The following is an 18,596-nucleotide window of genomic DNA, read 5'->3' as shown; positions in this document are numbered from 1 at the left end:
GTGCCGCAGCCTCGGAACGGCCTGAGGGGTCCGGCAGGGCCGGACCCCTCAGGCCGTGGAAGCTCAGAAGTGGTCGCCGATCTCGACGCTGTCGTACTCCTCGCGCGAGACCGACTCCCAGTCGGTCGCTTTGCCATCCTTCAGCTTCAACTCCCACGTCCCGGGCTTCTTGTATCCCTTGAAGACGGAGACGGTGGTGGTACCGCATGGTGCGGAGGGGGCGGCCGTGTTGGGGCTGCGGGTGCTCGGTGTCGAGCGCGGCCGGTCCTTCGACGTGTCGGTTCGCGGCGGTGCGTCCGGCTGGTCGTCGCTCGTATCGGCAGGCGGCTTCGGTCGGGGCTTGGGCTTGGAGCCCGACGTGGTCAGTGCGGTTCGCAGCATCTGGCTGCGCGTTGACCGGCAGGGCGCCGGCCGCTCGACCTTCTCGTAGATGGGGCCTTGGGCTGCTCGGCTGCGCTTGTCGACGACCTTGCCGTGGTCGAGGTCGGTGTCGGTGTCCGCGCATCCGGTGAGGATGAGCGCTGCAGTGATGGCGGTCGCGGTCGCGATGACCGGCCGCGCGGCGGTGAAGCTCACGATGTGTCCTTGGAGGGGAGCCGAGGGGTTACAGGGGACGGTGGTGGCGCGCCGTCCGTACGGCAGGTGACGGTCGCGGGTGTATCAGGCCTGGGGAAGTCCCACGGCCAGACGGTTGTAGAGATCCGAGTTCGACAGGGCCTGCGGGTCGGATCCGAGGGCGCTGACGCCGGTGTTGCCCGGAAGCCGGGAGAGAACGCTGAAGTGCGGCACTGCACCGAAGGGGACGAACTGCCAGCGCACGTTCTCGTCTCGGGTGGTCTGGAGGAACTCGGCGGCCTCCGCCTCGTCCTGCGGGCCGCCGTCGGTCTGGAAGACGACGAAGGCCGGTGTCGACGCCGCGTAGGCGCTGGAAGCGCGATAGTGGTCGAGTACGGCCTCCATGGCCGGGCGGTACCACGTTCCTCCCATAGCTCCCAGGGAGTTGTGGAGTTCGGCGATGCGGCCCTGATGGGTGCCGAGTTCGATGTCGACGAACGGCCTCGGTCGCCGGAGTACGCCGCGGCGCGAGACGGTGTGCATTTCGGTGGAGAAGAATCCGACGGGGACCTTGCCGTCGTCGTCCAGGTGGGCGGCCAGGCTGAGGATCTGGTCGCTGAGGCGCTGGACCGAGCCGTCGGCGAAGTAGGGCTCCATCGAGAGCGAGCGGTCGATCACGAGGTAGACGGCAGCGCGGCCGCCGAGTCGGTTGCTCTTGCGGAGGCTGGTCTCGGCGTCCTTGTACATGTCGATGAGGTCGGGCGCGGTGCCGGCGATCTTCTCCAGGCTGATGGCCGAGGTCTTTTCCAGGGAGTGGGGGGCCACGGGGTGCTCCTTCGCACGGTGTTGGGTGGGTCGTGTGTAGAGGTGTGCTGCGCGCTGTCCGTGTGACATGGCAGCGTCGACTTTCCTGCGTCCGGGGCCCGCGAACGGGCCCCGGACCGGTGTTCGGCTCTCGCCGTCAGTGGGGCAGAAGCTCGTCGAGGAGGGTGTCGAGGTCGACGGCCTTGGACTCCTGGCCAGGGGCAACGGCCGCGTAGGTGAGGGTGAGCCACTCCTCGATGGGTCCTGCTGCTCCTTCGAGGCGGGCGTAGCCGTCGGGGGACTCGAGTTCGATGCTGAGGGTGCGGTCCCGCTGCGGGCCAACCGGGGTGATCTTCACGTCGCCGAGTCCAGCGGGAGTCTTGAGGCCCTGGGCGAGCAGCTCCCGGGCGAAGGTCCACCGGACCACCTGGTCAGGGGTGACGTCGAAGGAGAACTGCACCGCGTAGGGATCGGTGTCGTTGTAGTACAGCCGCACGGGGATGAGTGCGCGGGTGTCCGGGTCGGCCACGAGGGTCATGCGGGTTTTCAGTTCCAGGCCGTGGAAGCCCATGGATGGTTCCTCTTCTTCGGTGGAGAAGCACAGGGGCCGGGGGGAGACGACACCCCGAGCAATACCAACACCTTACATGTTTATTTCCATTTATGCAATACCTTTCCTGCTGGTGGATCAGCCCTCTTTCCCCGCCCCGGCGTGCGGGAGTACCGCAGGGCGGGTGGTGGATCTTGATCGGCTGGAATGGTCTGCGCAGGTCAAAATCAACTTTCGATCGCCCCGGGCATCGGCTGAGATCGGCTGGCCGAGGCCGATCGAAGCCGATGGATGCCGATCAGTCGGCCGATCACTCCAAGCCCTCGATCAACTCGTTGAGAGCGGACAGGTAGAACCCGCGGGGCGAGCCGTCCAGCTCCCGGATCCGCGCGGACGACAGCTCGGCCTCCGCGGCGTCCAGCTCGCGGCGCAGGGCCTTGCCGAGTTCACGGAGCCGGTCGATGTCGCTCCTGTCGTCCCAGCGCCCCCAGCGCTCGGCGTCGTGGCGGCGCAGGTGGGGGTGCAGTTGGTCGTAGGTGAGGTAGGCCGGATCGTGTTCCAGCGCGAAGGCCTCCCGCAGGACGCGGACGATGTCGGGAAGGAGCTCGAAGCTGCCCTGTTCGCCGGCCGCCGGGTCGACGTCCACCAGGGCCCGGAGCCCATGCCATGCGTCGAGCAGTCCGGCCTGGTCGAGGGTGAAGGTCAGGTCCGGCAACCCGGCAGCGGCACGCTCTGCCCCGATCACGGCCGCGTACTGGGCGGTGACCTCCCGGACCTTGTAGCGGACGGGCCGGTCGGGCATGCCGGGCAAGCCCTGCGCGTACAGCTGGCCTGCGTCGTTCACCTCGGTGTGGGTGGCCGCCCGCAGGAGGTCGGCGCGATAGCCCTCGGCGAGTGCTCCGCCGCCCAGGAGTTCGGTGACGTCGACGCGCCGGCAGGCTCCCAGCAGCTTGCCGGACAGCTTCGGGCCGATGGCTTCACCAAGCCAGTCCCGGGTGCCGAACTGGCTTCCACCGATCACCCAGATCGCTTCCTTGCGGCCGAGCAGGAGCAGACGGATCAGCAGGTTCTTCGCCTGGGCCGACAGTTGAGCCCACTCGTCGACGAACACGACGAAGGCCGGGTGCTCGGGCGAGACCCGCCACTTGTTGCCCCAGCCGTAACGGGCCCGCAGCCGTGCGCGAGCGGAGCACAGCGCGAGGAGGAACTGCAGAGTCGCGACGATCTTCTCGTCGTCCATGCAGGCGTTGAGCGTGATGGCCTCGCCGAGGTCTCCGACACCCGTGCCGACCGGGTCGAGGTTGAGGGCCACGGCGTCCTTGCATGCCGTGACGACTTCGGCTATGGCGAGCATGACGCCCGACTTGCCAGCGCCGGAGTCGGCGACCATCAGCAGCATCAGCCCTGCGAGGGCGAAAACGAGCGGCTTGGCGTCCATGGCGACGCCGTAGTCGGCCGGCTCGAGGATCGACAGGGACAGCGGCGCCCGGTACGGGACGTCGCCCACCAGCTCCGGGGTGAACGGTGAGCGCTGCACCAGTCGGACGGTGCAGGCCTCGCCCGCGTCCGGGTCGCCCTCGATCAGCAGGCCGTTGCGACGCAGTCGGAGAAGGGTGATCAGGCCCTTGTAGAGGTCCTCCTTGTTCAGGTCGTCGGGGGTGCCGGTGTTGAACGACACGCGGGCGGACCACCCCCAGGGCTCCTTGGTGACGTCGGTGACCTGGTCGACGTCCTGGCCCTCGTGCAGCAGGGCCCGGCGGAGCGCCTCACCGGCCTCGTCGGCAGTGGTGGCCTGCGCGATCGGAAACGGGGTGAGGTCGTCTTCGGTCTCGTCCTGGGGTGTGTTTCCGGAGGCGTCGGAGGCCTTCACCGGCGGCAGGTCCAGTTCGGGTAGCAGCAGGTCGTCGGGCACCGGGCGCTCGGCGAGTTCGAGCGGGTGATGGGTCAGCCACCACCCGACGACGGCGAGCACCGGGGCCGCGACCAGCAGCGTGGAGGGGGCGCTGGCGGATACGAGCCCTGCGGCGCCCAGGGCGGGCAGGAGGGCGCTGAAGCGGCCGAGTGCTATCAGCGAGCGCGCTCGGCGGATCTGCTCCGCAGTGGGTTGCTCGGGCGTGAAGGGGACCGACTGCAGAGTGTTCAGGCCGGTTCGGCGGCGCCTGAGTTCGCGGCTCAGGTCACGGATCGTCTGCTTCTCGGGTGCCTCGAGACCGTACGCCGCGGCGTCCTCGAGCCTGCGCTTGAGCTTCTTCTCCAAGTGGCGGACCGCGGCGCGGGACTCCTCGCGGCGGGCGCGGTCGGCTTCCAGCGGCCGGTTGACGATCCGGCGGCGGATCTCGTCGTCGGACATGTAGCCCGCGCGCAGCCAGTGCCGTGCCGCAGACAGGGCGTGCCGCAGACCGGGGAGCGTCTGGCCGGCGATGGCTGCCGCGGCGGTACGGGCGCAGTGAGCCACGCGCCGGGCGGCGGTCCACGGTCGTCGCTGGACGCGCTCGTCAGCCGGCGGCTCCTGCGTCTCTCGCTGAGTGCCGGGTTCGTCATCGTCGACGATCTCGGCGAAGACGGGTTCGCCGTAGGGGGCCAGTTCGGTGCTGTCCGCGGGGTCGTGGGGGTGGGGCATGGGTGCAGGTCTCCTCGCCAGGGTGCGAAGGCCGGGCGCGGGCGGCCGCGCACGCAGGTGGTGTGCGGGCGGCCGTCTGCAGCCGTCAGCCTCCGAAGATCCACAGGCCGATGTTGTTGCCGGTCAGGGTGGTGGCGCTGACGATCACGCCCATGAAGCCGAGCGAGGTGCCATAGCAGATCGCGACGACGGCGCCGCCGGCCATTTCCTTCCAGTCGGCAGGCTTCCACTTGGCCGCGTACAGGACCACGAGGTAGTAGGTGATGCCGCACAGACCGATTCCGGCGCCGCCCGCCGAGACCGGAGTGACGGTCGAACGGGGGGCGCTGGCGTTCACCTGCGCTCCGGCGCCCTCTTCGGCAACTGCCTGTCCCAGGTGGTTCATGGCAGCGCGCAGGGCTCCGGCTCCCTCACCGAGGATGCCGCGAGAGTTCACCGTCACGAGCAGGACGAAGAAGAAGACCAGCACGAACGTCTTCTTCTTGCGGAGCAGCCTCTTCTTGAAGCCGGCGATGACGGCCGTGGTGGCCATCGCCCCGAACAGAAGGGCACCGAAGCCGGCGTTGGCGGACTGGTTGTCGAAGATGTCGATCGCAAGGTGCATGGTCAGGCTCCGGCGAGAAGGTGGACGACGGCGCGCCAGGTGACGATCACCAGGCCCGAGATCCCGGTCCAGATCACCGGGCGGGTGAGGATCCAGCCGAGGCGGGAGCGCGTAAAGCGCCAGTTGAGCCGCCCGGTGGCGGTGGCCGCAGACAGGGCCGCGCGGCACAGCAGGCCGAGGGGGTGGTTGATCCTCGCGCCGACGAAGACGGCTCCGGCAACGCACAGGGCGGCGCCGACGGGCCCCAGGGGGGCCGCCAGGCCGTGCGCGGTGATCGCTTCGGCCGCCCACCGTGCAGCGGGTGCTCCGTGAAGGGGAACGAGGTTGACCGCGGCCAGGCACAGCAGGTTGCGGCCGAGCTGCAGTCGGCCCCAGTCGACCTCGTTGCCGCTGGAGTCGGTGGCGTTGGTGCGCTCGATCACGGCGGCCAACAGGTCGGTCCAGCCCAGCCCGAATGCGGCGCCGACGGCCGTTTCGACACCGCGGCTGACGACCTCTGTGAGGTCAAGGTCCCTCCTGGCGAGCGGGTCAGGGATGTACGGCGGTGGAGCGGGTGGAGGTGCAGCCCCGGTGACGGCGCACTCGGTCAGCGCCGGATCGGCCCGGGCGCAGGTGTCGGTGAGCGGGCAGCCGGTGCAGCAGGCCGCCGGCGTTGCCGCGGCCTGGTCGCCCTGGCCTTTGGAGAAGTTCAGGTGCGAGGAGGAGGACATCAGCGGCTCCCGGTCCTGGTGCCGGTCGCCGGGGCGCGCCGGAGCCGGGAACGGGCCGACGCCTGCCGCGGGGCATGTCCGTCGACGACGTACAGGGCAGGCCTGCCGGAGGGGTGGGCACCGGTCAGCGCCGGCGGGTTCTCCTTCGGTGTGGCCGGGGTGAATCCCGGAGGAAGCGCGGACAGGCCGGTGGGGAGCGGTTCGTGCCGCCCACTGGCCGACGGCATCGCAGGAACGAAGGGTTCGGTGGTCGCTTCCGGGGTGCGGGTGGTGTAGGCCGCGTCCTCCCACTGCTGGCCTTGGCGGGCCGCGCGCTGGACCTGCCGGGCCCGTCGCACTCGCCGGCGGCGCCGGGCGGCGGACTCACGTCGCTCGGCGCGCTCGGAGGCGGACTCCCGAGTGCCATAGCGGACCTGGGCAAGGCGGTGGTCGTCACCGCCGACAAGCCACCACAGGGGGCCGGGTAGCCGCCGCCGGAAGGACCGGTGTCGGCGTGTGCGGGTGTGGGTCATGATGGGCGGACTCCCAATTCGTGGAGGAGGGAGACCCGGCCGGGCCCTGGAAAGCGGGCCGGGTCTCCCGGTTGCGGTGCTCCGTGGCGGAGCAGGGTCAGACGCCGACGAAGCGCTGGACGAGCTGTCGCTGCGCCGTGGAGTTGAGGTAGTTGGCGATCTTCAGGGCGCGCTCGTCGGAGATCGTTTCTCCCCGGCCGCGGACTTCCTCCGAGATGCTGCGCTTGCTCAGCGGCTTGTTGCGTGCGAGCAGGTGTTCCACCGCGGCACGTTCCTTTTCCTCGAGGACCACCTCCTCCTGTCGTTCCGCACCGGCGGGGCTCTCTCGCCTGTTCCGGGCGCCGGAGTCGCTCCGCTCCGGGGGCCGAGTCGCTCCATCCGGCGCGCTCGGCTGGTGCGCCGAGGTGGCCGTGCCGCGTTCCGCGGTCCGGGCGGGTGTCACCGCCCCTGGCTGCGGGCGTTCCGCTCCGGTTCCGGCCGGGGCGGCCGGGGCGGCCGGTGCCGGCCCGGTGCGGGGTGGAACAGCAGAAAAGTCCTGCTCAGTAGCGGGGTGGCGGAGTGGAACGAGGGGGCCGTGCCCCTCCGCCCCGCCGCGGCTCGTGGGGTACTCCACACCTTCCGTGGGCTGCGTTCCGGTCCAGTGCGCCCAGTGCATGGTCGGCGTTCCGCCCGGGGCAGCCCACATGGCGCGGAACTGTGGAACGGCGCCAGGACCGGCTCCGGAACGAAGGCCGGCCGTCGGCACGCGCGGAATCACGATGCGGTGCAGGGTCGCTCCGGAACGGAGCGCGTTCCGGTCCGCCAGCTCGACGCCGGCGGCGTTCCAGGCGCGTTCCAGCGTGGACAACGCCGCGTTATCGATCGTCAGCGACCACGCTGTCCAGGACCGCGTCGGGAACCGGATCCAGCGGATCAGCCCGATCTTCGGGCGTGCCCGCGAGATCAGTCCCTGCTCGCGCAGGTACTGGCGGTGGACCAGCGAGGCGTACAGCTCCCACAGCACCATGCCGACGATGCTCATGGTGGCGAAGGCGACGGAGGCCTGTGTGGGCCGGCCACCGGGCCCGCAGTGGTGGGCATAGTTCATCGCGGCTGCGCCCGATGCGAACACCCACGTCATGATCCGGTAGATGGTGCCGGCGTCGCCCTGCTGCCGGGCCTGGTGGTACATCCACCCAGTGAAAGCGGTCGTGAGCTCCCAGGCGGCTGCGAAGCCCAGCGCGAAGACGGTCCACCATCCGAACGCGTCCTTGGCGTAGTCGGTCTGGGACCACCAGGCCACCGCCATCGGGGCGAGGATGGGGCCGGCGACCAGACCGCGGCGGGCCTGGTTGCGCACCAGCTCCCGCGCCCACCGGCGCCCCTGGGCAAGGCGCTGGCCGAAGGTGGGGCGTCCTGCGGCCTGCTTGTGCTCGCGCCGCGCCGTGGAGCGCTGCTGACGGCCCTGCTGACGCACCCGCTTGCGCTCCTGCCGGCGGGCGGCACGCGAGCGTGCCCGATCCCACATCTCCTGGGCGTGGCTCAGCAGTTGCTCGGCCGCTTCCTCCTTCTCCTTCGCTGCCTCCTCCCGGCTCGCGGACGTCCCGGCAACCGTGACGGCTCGCTCCTCGGCGGCCGCGACCGTCGCCGCGGCGGTCCTGCGTAGATCGTCGATGTCGCGGGTGGCGCGTTCCCGGTCCGCGGTGATGTCCGCGGTCGTCTGCCGGCGGAGCTCGTCGGCCGCGGCCGCCGCTTCGCTGCGGATACGCTCGGCCTCGGCCTTGGCGGCGCGCAGCCGGGCGTCGGCCGATTCGGCATCGCGACGGGCTGCGCGGGTCAGTTCCTCGGTCCTGATCCGGGCGTCGGTCAACTGCTCGTCGGCGGCCTGCTCAGCTTCCTCTCGCAGTCGCCGGGCGTGGGTGGTCGCCTCGTCGACGGCGGCTCGGCCTTGTGCCTGGGCCTGCGCCAGCACGTCGTCGCGCTGACGGCCGGCTGCGTCCTTGACCGCCTGGGCCTGGGCGGCGGCGTCGGCTGCGACGGCTGCCGCAGCCTTCGCCGTACGGTCCTGGAGCTCTTCGGTGCGGCGCTCCGCCTCTGCTCCAATCCGTGCTGCCTGGGCCTGGGCCGCCCTCAGGAGGGCGGCAGCCCTGTCCTGCGCGTCGGACTCATATGCCCCGGCCTTCTCGTGCGCCAGGTCGACAATGTCGGCCGCGCGGTCCCGCGCATCGGCGAGTACGGACAGAGAGTCGAGCGGGTCGGCGACGCCGACCGCGGAGTCGGCGTCCGGGTGGTGCAGGTTCGAGGGCGCCGGCCCGGGCCGGCGGGCTTGGCGGCGTCGACGATGGGGCTTGCTCACCGTCGTGCTCCTTTGGTGGTTGGACGCGTGCGCTGCTGCCGTGGTGTCGGGGGCGCGGCGTCGACTGGATGATCGTGGTGGTGGTGGGTTCATGGAGGGACGGTGGTCTCCGGCTCCGTCGCGGAGCTGACCTTCCGTCGAGGTGTGACGGGTTACTGCGGGTCCTGCGTGTTCTCGGGCTCGTAGGGGCCGAACAGGGCGCGGTCCAGGTCCGCCTCGTTGGCGAGCGGGCCGTCCAACGACGGGGTGACTGCGGGGCTCACGAGGCGGTCGTCCGGCGTCCGACGGCGTAGAGCCGGGCGCACATTCCGTCGTCGTGGGCGTCGGCCTGGCTGGCGTACCCGTATCGGGCCAGCAGGCTGGCGGCGATCGGCAGTTGGCAGATGGTCGGGCGTCGAAGGTGGCCGCTGTGGAGTCCGCGTTTGCTGGAGCTCGTGGTGAGTGCCATGGCTACTCGTCGAAGTGCTTCGCCGAGCAGTACCCGGGGCACGAGATGCCGTGGTCCGGCGGCTGCTGGTCGTACGCGAGGACGGGGTGCAAGGCGATCGGCAGTTTCATGGGGATCCTTGTCGCTGCGGCGCGGTCCGGGTTCGGGTCATCGCCGACGGCAGGTGCCGTCCGGCGGCTCGCTCCGGCCGTGCTGGAGGGCGTCGTGTCCTGCGTCCACTCCGTCGGCCCGGTGGCCGGTGGTGTGGCTGTCGAGGTGTGCGCGCGCCGCGTCCGCGGCGTCGAGGGAGATCGCGTCGGTGTTCGGCCGCGGGGCCGGCTGCCGGATCCAGGCCTGGTAGGCGTCGGCTTCGACGCGGGCCTGGTGCCACAGGACCAGGAGGATGCCGATCAGCGCGGTCGGCTGCGGGGGACCGCCGTCCTGCGGAACCGGCACGGGGACCACCGGCATCGCGCACTTCATGTGCAGGGCGTGCATCAGGCGGCGGTTGAGGTGCCGCAGCTCGTCCTCAACGGAGCCGTCGGGGCGCGGTGCGGTGGTGTGGTCGCTCATGCGGCCCACCCCGTCGCACGCCGGTGGTCGGTCCGAAGCTGGTCGAGTTCGGAGACCGCGGTGCGGAGTTTGGCGTGGTTCTTGGTGCGGTCCTCGGGCTTGACGGACAGACCGATGTGCGAGCGGGCCAGCTCCAGCACCTGGAGGGCCGCGTCCATCCGCTTGGCCCGCTGCGCGGAGGGGGCCAGGTCCTGAGCTCGGGCCGCGTCCAGCCGGTCGGCTTCGGTGTCCGCGCGGGCGAGCTGGTTCTCCTCGGAGACACCACCGCGCACCGCCAGGTCCTCGGGAGCTTCGGGGTAGCGCAGGGCGAGTTCGAGGCATGCCGCGGCGATCGGGCACCGCGCGCAGTACTTGGCGATGGTGTCGTCTCGGCGGGCGTGCCACTCCTCGTCCGGTTCCTGGTCGCGCCGGTAGAAGGCGTCGACGTCGTTGGTGGTGCTGCAGCTTCCGAGCAGCAGCGCTTCGGAGAGCTGGTGTTCGCGCATCTGGCCCGCGGTGGTGTGTCCGTCGGGGCCGGTGAGGTATCCGGTGCCTGCGAGCGCGGCCGGCGAGTGGGTGCCGACGAGGGCGCGCGCGATGTCGTCGGCGGTGGGAGGAATGTGGCCGGTGGCGCCCAGCGGGGGGCGGTCGGCTGTCATGCTGGTCATAGCGTCGTCTGTCTTTCGTGACGGAGAGGAAGCGGCGTGCATCACCACGGCCTTCGAGGGCTCCAACCCCCTCGGAGGCCGTTTGCGTGCGGCGCGCCGCGGGATGCGGGACCATGCCCACATCTGGCTCATCTGGCTCACGCCAGGTGAGCCAGATGTGATGATGGTGCCCCGCCTTCCGAATCAAGTCAAGGGAGACCGACATGACGCTCGCGGCCCTGCAGCCCGCTCACGGGTGGTTGTACGGCAGGATGTCCCGCATGGCCACGCCCCCGACCAGCAGGCACGAGCTCGCCGAGCTCCTGCGCACCGAGATCCACGCCGGCGCCCCCTCACGCACGCCCGGCACCGTCGTTTCGGGGCGCCAGCTCGCCAAGGAACTCGGGTGCGCGCGCAACACGCTGATCGGTGCGATGGAGATCCTCGAGCAGGAAGGCCTGGTGCGGTCGATCCCCAAGGTCGGCTACATGATGATGTCCCCCGCGGCCGCCTTCGAGGCACGCCTCGATAGGCGCGGACACGTCCACCCCGTCCCCGAGCAGGCCGACGACCGGGCCGAGATGGTCACCACCGCCGTCCGCAAGGCCTCCGCCGCAGTGGCAGCGGCCCTGGGCGGCCCGCCGGACATGGGTGTCGTCCTGCGCCAGAGCATCCTCATCCGGGCGGGCGCCCCGTGGGCCATCGAGGAGACGTACATCCCGCAGGCCATCGCCGATGCTGCCCGCCGGCTCCTGGACGCCGACCTGGTCGACGAGGACCAGATCCTCGAGGAGGCCGGTCTGCCCGAAACCGGGCACTCACACGCCATCTCGGGACGACCGGCGGCCGACCAGGAAGCCGCCCTGCTCAAGTCGCGCGCGACATCACTGCTTTCGGTCCAACGCGTGAGCTACAGCGGCGAGCAGGCGCGCAGTTGCGAAATTCTACTCATTCATGCCGGTAGGGTCAGTTTGGCCGGATCATCGGGAAAGGTACCAAAGATGACCAATCCCGGTGCACCGGAGGGGAAGTGACTGCTGATCAGCACGGCGCGCGGGATGTACCGGTCCGTCCACAGCCTGTGCACTTCCGGCGCTGATGGGGATAGGGTGACCATCGATTGATCTACTGCTAGCCCCGACAACACGATGCCCCCAGACCTTGAGCAAGTCCGGGGGCGTATATCGAGTTCGAGAAACCGGATAAGGCGGTGTCTCGTGATGGAGCGTACCCGCACCCACACACAAATGCACAGCCAGCCCGGCCTCCACGCTGCGTCCACGACGCCGTCGAGCCGGGACTTTTTGCTGTGCGGGCACCGCGCATCGCTCATCGCCCCCATCAAGGAGGGCGGCATGTCGTAGAAATCTCGGGCGGGCGCTCCTCAGCAAGGAGCGCACCTCGCCCTTCCCCGCCGGCTTGGAGTTAGCAGCTCCTCTGCCGGCCGTCACCGCTCTTGTGGAGTATCCAGCTCCGTCGAGCGAAGAACCAGGCCTGTCGGCCTGGATGATCACTGCCTCCCAGCAGCTGCCCCGAGGGGCCGACCCCGAAGGGCCTTTGTCATCCCTGGAGTGCACCAGGGTGAACGGAGTACATCTTGCAGCACCGCAACGCCTTTTGTCAGCTCAGCAGGCTCCTGCGACCGACGTTCTCGGCCATTCGCCCCCCGGAAGTCACCTCGACGTCACATTCCGTGATGCCTTTTTCGGACGTCTCGTCCGCTTCGGGGCCTTTGACAGCTTCCGCGTCGGCCCCGGGGGTACGGGGCCTGCCGACAGCACGGTCGGCGCCCTGCCGAACGGTCTTCGCCGGCTGATCCGCTCGCTCGGCCGACGGGCCGGGGGCCGCTCCGCGTGCCCCTCTCCTCGGCCAGGGCTGTCCGCGCTCCGCTGTACGGCTCACGCCGTCCGTCAGCAGGTGCGGCTCGTGGCACAGCGCGTGCCACCGACCGCGCCGGGGTTGACACCCCTCTGATGGCAGCGGGGCGCATGGTCCCCATCTGCAAGGCCGTCTCTGCGCACCTTCCGGAGAGGCGGCGGCTCATGCACCTCGTCGACGGGTCGTCACCCCGGCGACGACGTGCGGGAGAAGTGTGTCCAGTTCCCTGCTCCTCAGCACCAGCGTTTCCGCGCCGGTCCCACGACCGCGCACCGCGGGCTCACCACACGCATCCAACGTCCACGTACCCGTTCGGCGCCAGCGCGTCAAAGTGCCGATGCGCCTGGTGGAGTCCGCGCAGTACGCCGACGTGGCGCTGTCCGTCTACATGAAGATCAAGGCGCTCGGGCAGCGACCGGAGGGCTGCACCGCGGGGACTGCCGTGCTCGCCTCGTACCTCGGGCTGTCGCGGTCCTCCGTCGAACGCGGCATCGCCCAACTGCGCAGGCCCGGGCCGGACGGGGTTATCGAGTTGCCGGTCAATCAGCGGCGTTCACTGCCGGGCGGGTGCGGCACCACGGCGTTGCGCCGGGTTCGGCCGATGCATCGCGACGAGCGGTTCATCTGGCTTCCGGTGGCCGCGTGCGAGGACCTGACTCCGCGGCAGCTTCGCGCGTACGCGGTGCTCTGCTTCGCCCAGGTACAGCACATCCCCCTCACCGAGGGCGAGCTCGCCGCACACCTCCACCACTACTCCGGGGCGCGCGCGGGAACGGCACTGTCCGCGGCGGCTGCAGGACAGGTCCTGGACACCCTTGAGGGTGCCGGCTGGGTGACCGTGCTGCGCAGGTCGGGCGTGCAAGGGCGTCACCAGTTCATCGCCCACGATGTGCCTCCGGTCCCCGAGGCCGCCCGCATCCCCTCGCCTGTGGACAGCCCGTCGCGCGGCTCCGCGTCTTCACGTCCTGATGAGGGATCGGGTCAGGAAGGCAGTGAAGGATCGCTCGCGACTAAGGAAGACCACACGATTGACCGACCCGATGACGAACGCCGCCCTGACTCACCCGCCGAAGGCGAAGTACAGGTAGTTGAGGGCGGATGGCCTGTGGAGAACCCCAGCTCGCGCCCTGCGCACCACGACACCCCGGCCGGTTTCGCGCTCCGCGCGGACCAGGAACAGCCTCGCCCGCAGACCTCCAGGACCTCGCGCACGTCCTACGACGGGCCGGCACTGACGCTTCACCCCCGCATCCTTGAGGTCCTCGAACCGGTGCGGATGCTCTACGAGCGGGCAAACACGTTCATGCAGCGGCGAATCGCCCGCGAGGTCGGCCGCCAGCTCGACCACGAGTGCGATCCCGACAGGCTCCGTCAGCGCCTGCTCAATCGCTTCGCGGGCGTGCTCGTATCCGACGTCAGGGACCCGGCCCGGTGGCTGATGGGTGTGGCTCTGCCGAGGTGGGGCTGCGGGCATCTCGCATGTGAGAGCGGGGTGATGTGGCCGAGCGGGGAGCCCTGCGCGGCATGCGCCGACATCCGGGCCGCTCGCCGATGGGAACGCGAGCAGGAGCACCGGATCGAGCTCGGGCAGTGCCCCGACCATGGTCAGGGCGGGGGCGGCATCCGCTGCGCGGCATGCGCATCACCGCCCCCGGTGCGCCCGGTACTCGACGCGGATCCAGCGGTGCCCGAGCCCGTGGATCTCTCGTCCTGCCGGGACTGCGGCTGCCGCATCCGGCTGCTCGGACCTTCACTCGTCGATCAGATGTGCAGGAGTTGCCGGGAGATGAACAGCCCGGCACAAGAGCTCGAGCACCGCCCTGGCTCGACACCGCGGTGCGCGGGCTGGCAGGACGAAAGGTGCGACCGGCCGGCCATCCCGAGCCGCCGAGTGTGCGTGCGCCACCGCTCCAGGGAACTGCGCGCCGAGGATGCCGGGTGACGCGCGCCGTCGCGGCCACCAACTGCCCGGTGCGCGCACCGGCCAACCTGGTCCGCGCCGAAGTGCGCGTCACACGGTCGGCAGAGCGTGCCGCGGTGCGCGCCGTCCGGGTTCCGCCGTGCGCACCACCGTCCGGCGCGCGCCCGAGGACCGCACCCGGACGCTCCCGTACGCGCCGTCGCACACGTCGCGCGCCGTCGAACCGGCCCGAGCGCACGGGCCCCTCGCACCGCGCGCCAACACCTCCAAGGCGCCCCGGCTCAGCTTCAGGTGCTGTGCGCACCGTCGCGGACATGCACGGAATTGCCTGACCGTGTGTAACCGCCGACAGGAGGTCGTCGCCGTCAAAGCGTGACTCGTCGTTGCCCCGCCACAGCCCTGTCTGCCTTCCGCAGTTCGGCGGCGGGTCGCCCGCCCAGTTCGCGGAACCTTCCCCTCCGCCCCCTTGTCGACTTCTGCAACCTCCGTCGTGACCCCCTTGTCGTCGTCTGCTAACGCTGAGCGGCGACCTCGATCTGGTGGCAGCCGGCCCCCTGCAGGGCAGCAGCTCGCAGGGTGCCCCTTCCGGGGCCTTCCCTCTCAGTAGTCACTCTGCGTCAGGATGAGCCCCTCTACGAGAGGCGTTCGACCCCAGCCGGGAGGGCCGGGACGCCGCGTCGCGTATGACGTACCCCCACCCGCACCGGCCTCGGACCGTCCAGCGCCCAACCGATGTGCGCACCGAACCGGTGCGCCACCGCGCACCGGCGGTGCGGCCGGGGCCGACGGCGCGCCGCACCCGCGCACCGGGGCGGTGCGGCGCTGTCGCGCACCGGCGCGCGGGCTCCGTGTCCTTGGTCCGCACCGGTGCGCGCACCTGGCCGAGGTGCGCGCACCGGTGCGCACCGGAAGCCGACCCCCTTGTCGAGGTGTGCCGCTCGCGCACCACAGCACGGCTGTCTCCGTGTTTCGCCTAGACAGACCTCGCTGCCTCAAGAGGTCAGACCGCGGACAAGGGGGCTCAAAAGATCGTCAGCGGCATCCCCACCGGATGACGAAGGACGGTCTCGGATGTCGCACATCGGCAACACCCTCACCCCTCTGTCCGCCTCGGCTACGGACGAGGGCTCCAGCACCCTGCGGAGCCTGAACCGCGACTGGGCGGCCCTGTGCGAAAGCACTCGCGCCGGCACCACCGTCGCGCACTGGTCCACCGAGCACCTCCCGTTCGAAGGCGCTCGCTCCCCGCAGGACGTGGTGGACCGGATCACCGGTCTCTTCCGGTCCGGCGCCTGGGAGCAGCACGACCGGGCGATGCTCTTCCTCCTGGGACGCGTCCAGGAATCGGGATCCGACCGCGACCTGGCCTGGTGCACGGCGACCCGGGTGATGCTGCCCAAGGCCGTGTCGATGGCGAAGTCCCAGCAGCGTGACGGTGTGCGGTGGGACGACATCGTCTCGTCGATTTTCAGCGCGCTGTTCGAGGTCGTCGGCACCTACCCGCTCGAGCGGCGGCCGCGGGGCGTCTTCGCGAACATCGCGATGGACACGCTCGTCCTGGCCCAGAAGACCCTGGCCGCCGACTACGACAACCGCTCGGTCCTCCAGGAGATCGGGGACACGCTGCTCCCCCTCGCCGGCGACCGGTCCGCGGCACTTCTGCCGTCCTGCGGCCCCGACCCCGCGACGCAGGCGCAGCTGGCCGACTGCCTGGTGCGCGCCGTGGAGCTGGAGATCGTCAGCAGCGACGAGCCGGAGCTCAGCTCCGACGATCCCCGCGCCGAACTGCTGTCCCTGGTGATGTGGGCGGTCGACATCCAGGCACTGAAGATCTCCGACGCGCAGCGGATCGCCAGCTACTACCTCGCCTCCTCCGCCACCCCTGAAGGCGCCCCCCGCACCCGGCGATCGATGGGAAGCGAGGGCGCCCGCCTGCGCCAGCGCGCCAGCCGCGCCGTCCGCCCCCTGCGCCAGGCGGCACTTCAGACGCAGCAGCCCGCCGCCTGAAGTTTTCCGCCCTCCCCTGTCACACGGACGGCCGGAACCACACCTCTACGGGTGATCCACGTACGGCCCCTCTCTCCTTTCTGACCACCGAGTTCACCGGAGTACCCCATGGCTGCCGCCCCCTTCACCGATCCCGCCGGCACCGGACGTCGAGCCGACGCCGACGAGACCCGCGTGGCCTGCGCTCGCATCGCCGCGACCCGCCTGGGCACCGCTTTGGTGCGCGACCCCCTCGACCGGACCGTTCACGAGCAGATGCGCCAGTTCCTCGACCGCGACTCGGAGCCCGCCCTCCGGTCGTGGGAGGCCCTCAAGGCACGCACCCCCCAGGAGCTGAAGGCCCGCATCGCCGAGCTCCTGACGGCGCAGGCCCAGCGGAGCGCATCGTGAAGCGCTCACGGCGCAAGGCTCAGCCCGAGCAGCAGGACTGGCCCGAGGACGCCGTCGCCGACACGGGCGAGAAGGCCGACACCGACCAGGGCGACACCGGCGCGGAGCAGTCCACCGGGTGGAAGACCAGCACGGCCGGCCTCGCAGGTGTCACGCGTCTGGCACGAGCCGGCACCTGGGTGCTGATTGCCTCCGGTCCGCTGATCGGAGTCATGGCCCTGCTCGGCTCGTCCGCGCCTGCCCAGAGCGCGGCCAAGGCGGCGCCCGCGGTCAAGGCGGGTGCCTCCACGGGGGCCGCCGGTTTCGCGCAGCTGTTCGTGGGCGCCTACCTGGAGTCGGGAGAAGGGACGGAGAAGAACCTGGCCCCGTACTACTCGGGCAGCGTCTCCCTCACCCATCCGACCGGTACTCGAAGTGCCCTGCGGACCCAGGCGATGGACGCCCGCGAGGTCTCCCCCGGCTACTGGAGCGTCACGATCGCCGTCAACGTCGCGGCGAAGTCCAAGAAGGGCGGCTACACGGACGCCGGCGTGCAGTACTTCCGGGTCGCCGTGCAGTCGACCGGGGCTGACGGCTCCAGCGCGTACACCGCGGTGTCCCTGCCGGCGCAGGTCGCGGCTCCGGCCGCACTCAAGCCCGGTGACCTCGGATATCCCACCTCGCGGGGCACCGGTAGCTCCGACCCCGCCTCGGATACCGCGGCCTCGTTCCTGAAGGCCTACGTGGCTGGCCAAGGCGAGCTCGACCGCTACACCTCCCCCGGTGTCCGCCTCTCCCCTGTGGTGCCGACCCCTTACACCTCGATCAAGCTCACGAGCGTCCAGGACAACTCCGAGGACGACGCCGGTACGAAGGTACCCGGCGACGGCGTCCGCAGGCGCCTGCTGGTCTCCGTCGACGCCACCGACGCGGACGGCAACACCTTCCCCCTCACCTACGCGCTCGGCCTGACCGCGCGCGCCGGGCGCTGGGAGGTCTCCTCCCTCGACGACGCCCCGGCCACCGCCGCAGCGAGCACGCCGTCCAACGCGCCGCACTCGCCCGCGCCCTCCGCCCCGGCGGCCTCCTCCACCCCCGGCAGCTCCGCTGCGCCGTCAGGCAGCTGACCCCGTCGCCACGACCGAAAGAGGAAACGTTCATGCACACCCTGACCGCTGACCCCAACACCGTCGTCCTCGCCGGCGACCTGCTCAACTGGGCCACCCTCAAGACGAACCAGATCGGCACCCTCATCAAGCTAGTCGTCGGTGTCATGGTGCTCGCCGCTGTCGCGATGGCGTACTGGAGGACCAAGTCCTGGGTGGCCACGCTGGTCGCGTTCGTCCTGGGAGCCCTCGTGTTGTGGGGCATCGCCAACCTGCCGTCGCTGCAGAGCAAGGTCGGCTCGGAGATCGAGGACACGGCCAGCTCCTCCGTGCAGGTGCCGGGGCCCGGCCCCCATGACGTCAGCGCACTGCGGTGAGTGCGTCGGAGGAAGACCTCGTCGGGCACTCCTACACCCGCGCCCGTAAGCACCCGCTCGTCATCGGCAAACTCCCAGGTGCCGGAAGGATCCCGGGCGGCCCGTACACGATCACCCAGATCGTGACCATGGTCGTCGTCTTCGGCTCCCTGGCCCTGACGCAGTCCCTGTGGGCGCGCTTCGGTCTCGCGAACATCCTGATCATGATCGCGCTCCCATGGGGACTGGCCTGGGTGCTGCGGTACGCACGCATCGACGGCCGTGACCCGGCGCGCGCACTGCGTTCCCTGCTCGTCTACGCCTCGGCGCCCGCCGGCGGCCGGCTCGCCGGCCACCCGCAGCGCCAGGTGCGTCCCCGGCTCACGCGGACAACCTGCACCGTCCGCGTCACCGGCTCGCCTTCCGACGATCCCGCCGCCACCGTCGCCGCGACCCGGACTCCGAGCGCCACCGGACCGGTTGGGCCCGCACGCGTGCAGGCCGCCCCCGCAACTGCAGAGCCGCTCACGCCGCCCAGCTCCGCGCGCACAGCGCCTCCGCGCGCCGGCGGACGCAGCCAGCTGCAGAGCCTCCTCGCCTCGATCGAGGGCCAGCACCCCCGTTCCTGACAGCGCCGTCTCGC

At 70.7% G+C, this 18,596-nt stretch carries 18 protein-coding genes; 7 read left to right on the top strand and 11 right to left on the bottom strand.

Annotated elements, in window-relative coordinates:
• Positions 1 to 63: 63 nt before the first annotated feature.
• The 11 genes from ACIQMX_RS38995 to ACIQMX_RS38945 all read right to left on the bottom strand — a co-directional run bounded on the left by ACIQMX_RS38995 (position 64) and on the right by ACIQMX_RS38945 (position 10,337).
• Positions 64 to 576 (bottom strand): hypothetical protein, encoded by a 513-nt coding sequence (locus tag ACIQMX_RS38995; RefSeq protein ID WP_402485508.1) that lies wholly within the window; start codon positions 574 to 576, stop codon positions 64 to 66.
• A gap of 84 nt (positions 577 to 660) precedes the next feature.
• Positions 661 to 1,380, bottom strand: coding sequence for a VWA domain-containing protein (locus ACIQMX_RS38990; protein ID WP_402485505.1), 720 nt, complete (start codon positions 1,378 to 1,380; stop codon positions 661 to 663).
• Positions 1,381 to 1,516: 136 nt separating this feature from the next.
• A complete protein-coding gene (locus ACIQMX_RS38985) occupies positions 1,517 to 1,930 on the bottom strand; it encodes an SsgA family sporulation/cell division regulator (protein ID WP_402485503.1) in 414 nt (137 codons plus the stop codon).
• A 289-nt stretch (positions 1,931 to 2,219) separates the two neighbouring features.
• Positions 2,220 to 4,529: a hypothetical protein gene (locus ACIQMX_RS38980; RefSeq protein ID WP_402485500.1), complete on the bottom strand. Its 2,310-nt coding sequence runs from the start codon at positions 4,527 to 4,529 to the stop codon at positions 2,220 to 2,222.
• Positions 4,530 to 4,614: 85 nt separating this feature from the next.
• Positions 4,615 to 5,133: a hypothetical protein gene (locus ACIQMX_RS38975; protein WP_402485496.1), complete on the bottom strand. Its 519-nt coding sequence runs from the start codon at positions 5,131 to 5,133 to the stop codon at positions 4,615 to 4,617.
• Positions 5,134 to 5,135: 2 nt separating this feature from the next.
• Positions 5,136 to 5,843: a hypothetical protein gene (locus ACIQMX_RS38970; protein ID WP_402485494.1), complete on the bottom strand. Its 708-nt coding sequence runs from the start codon at positions 5,841 to 5,843 to the stop codon at positions 5,136 to 5,138.
• Positions 5,843 to 6,355: a hypothetical protein gene (locus tag ACIQMX_RS38965; RefSeq protein ID WP_402485491.1), complete on the bottom strand. Its 513-nt coding sequence runs from the start codon at positions 6,353 to 6,355 to the stop codon at positions 5,843 to 5,845. The genes ACIQMX_RS38970 and ACIQMX_RS38965 overlap by 1 nt, the downstream gene beginning before the upstream one ends.
• Positions 6,356 to 6,452: 97 nt before the next feature.
• Complete coding sequence (locus tag ACIQMX_RS38960; RefSeq protein WP_402485489.1) at positions 6,453 to 8,690, bottom strand: hypothetical protein; 2,238 nt, start codon at positions 8,688 to 8,690, stop codon at positions 6,453 to 6,455.
• Positions 8,691 to 8,949: 259 nt separating this feature from the next.
• Positions 8,950 to 9,138 carry a hypothetical protein gene (locus ACIQMX_RS38955; protein ID WP_402485487.1) on the bottom strand — a complete coding sequence of 63 codons (189 nt, stop codon included), beginning with the start codon at positions 9,136 to 9,138 and terminating at the stop codon, positions 8,950 to 8,952.
• Between the two features lie 147 nt (positions 9,139 to 9,285).
• Positions 9,286 to 9,690: a hypothetical protein gene (locus ACIQMX_RS38950; protein WP_402485484.1), complete on the bottom strand. Its 405-nt coding sequence runs from the start codon at positions 9,688 to 9,690 to the stop codon at positions 9,286 to 9,288.
• Positions 9,687 to 10,337, bottom strand: coding sequence for a WhiB family transcriptional regulator (locus ACIQMX_RS38945; protein WP_402485481.1), 651 nt, complete (start codon positions 10,335 to 10,337; stop codon positions 9,687 to 9,689). The genes ACIQMX_RS38950 and ACIQMX_RS38945 overlap by 4 nt, the downstream gene beginning before the upstream one ends.
• A 260-nt stretch (positions 10,338 to 10,597) precedes the next feature.
• Between ACIQMX_RS38945 and ACIQMX_RS38940 the strand changes: the two genes are divergently transcribed.
• The 7 genes from ACIQMX_RS38940 (at position 10,598) to ACIQMX_RS38910 (ending at position 18,582) form a co-directional block, all read left to right on the top strand.
• Positions 10,598 to 11,350: a UTRA domain-containing protein gene (locus ACIQMX_RS38940; RefSeq protein ID WP_402485478.1), complete on the top strand. Its 753-nt coding sequence runs from the start codon at positions 10,598 to 10,600 to the stop codon at positions 11,348 to 11,350.
• 1,181 nt (positions 11,351 to 12,531) lie between these two features.
• Positions 12,532 to 14,136, top strand: coding sequence for a hypothetical protein (locus tag ACIQMX_RS38935; protein WP_402485476.1), 1,605 nt, complete (start codon positions 12,532 to 12,534; stop codon positions 14,134 to 14,136).
• Between the two features lie 1,050 nt (positions 14,137 to 15,186).
• The gene (locus ACIQMX_RS38930; RefSeq protein WP_402485474.1) at positions 15,187 to 16,122 is read left to right on the top strand and encodes a hypothetical protein; all 936 of its coding nucleotides are present in this window, start codon (positions 15,187 to 15,189) and stop codon (positions 16,120 to 16,122) included.
• 108 nt (positions 16,123 to 16,230) lie between these two features.
• Positions 16,231 to 16,512 carry a hypothetical protein gene (locus ACIQMX_RS38925; protein ID WP_402485471.1) on the top strand — a complete coding sequence of 94 codons (282 nt, stop codon included), beginning with the start codon at positions 16,231 to 16,233 and terminating at the stop codon, positions 16,510 to 16,512.
• Entirely contained in the window at positions 16,509 to 17,618 is a 1,110-nt protein-coding gene (locus tag ACIQMX_RS38920) for a conjugal transfer protein (protein WP_402485468.1), read from the top strand. Before ACIQMX_RS38925 ends, ACIQMX_RS38920 begins: the two co-directional genes overlap by 4 nt.
• A 32-nt stretch (positions 17,619 to 17,650) precedes the next feature.
• Positions 17,651 to 17,974 (top strand): hypothetical protein, encoded by a 324-nt coding sequence (locus ACIQMX_RS38915; protein WP_402485466.1) that lies wholly within the window; start codon positions 17,651 to 17,653, stop codon positions 17,972 to 17,974.
• Positions 17,971 to 18,582, top strand: a complete 612-nt coding sequence (locus ACIQMX_RS38910) for a hypothetical protein (protein ID WP_402485463.1) — start codon at positions 17,971 to 17,973, stop codon at positions 18,580 to 18,582. Before ACIQMX_RS38915 ends, ACIQMX_RS38910 begins: the two co-directional genes overlap by 4 nt.
• Positions 18,583 to 18,596 lie beyond the last annotated feature (14 nt).

The sequence above is a fragment of the Streptomyces sp. NPDC091416 genome (assembly GCF_044756845.1).
Lineage (GTDB): Bacteria > Actinomycetota > Actinomycetes > Streptomycetales > Streptomycetaceae > Streptomyces.
This window is presented reverse-complemented; position numbering and strand designations above follow the sequence as displayed.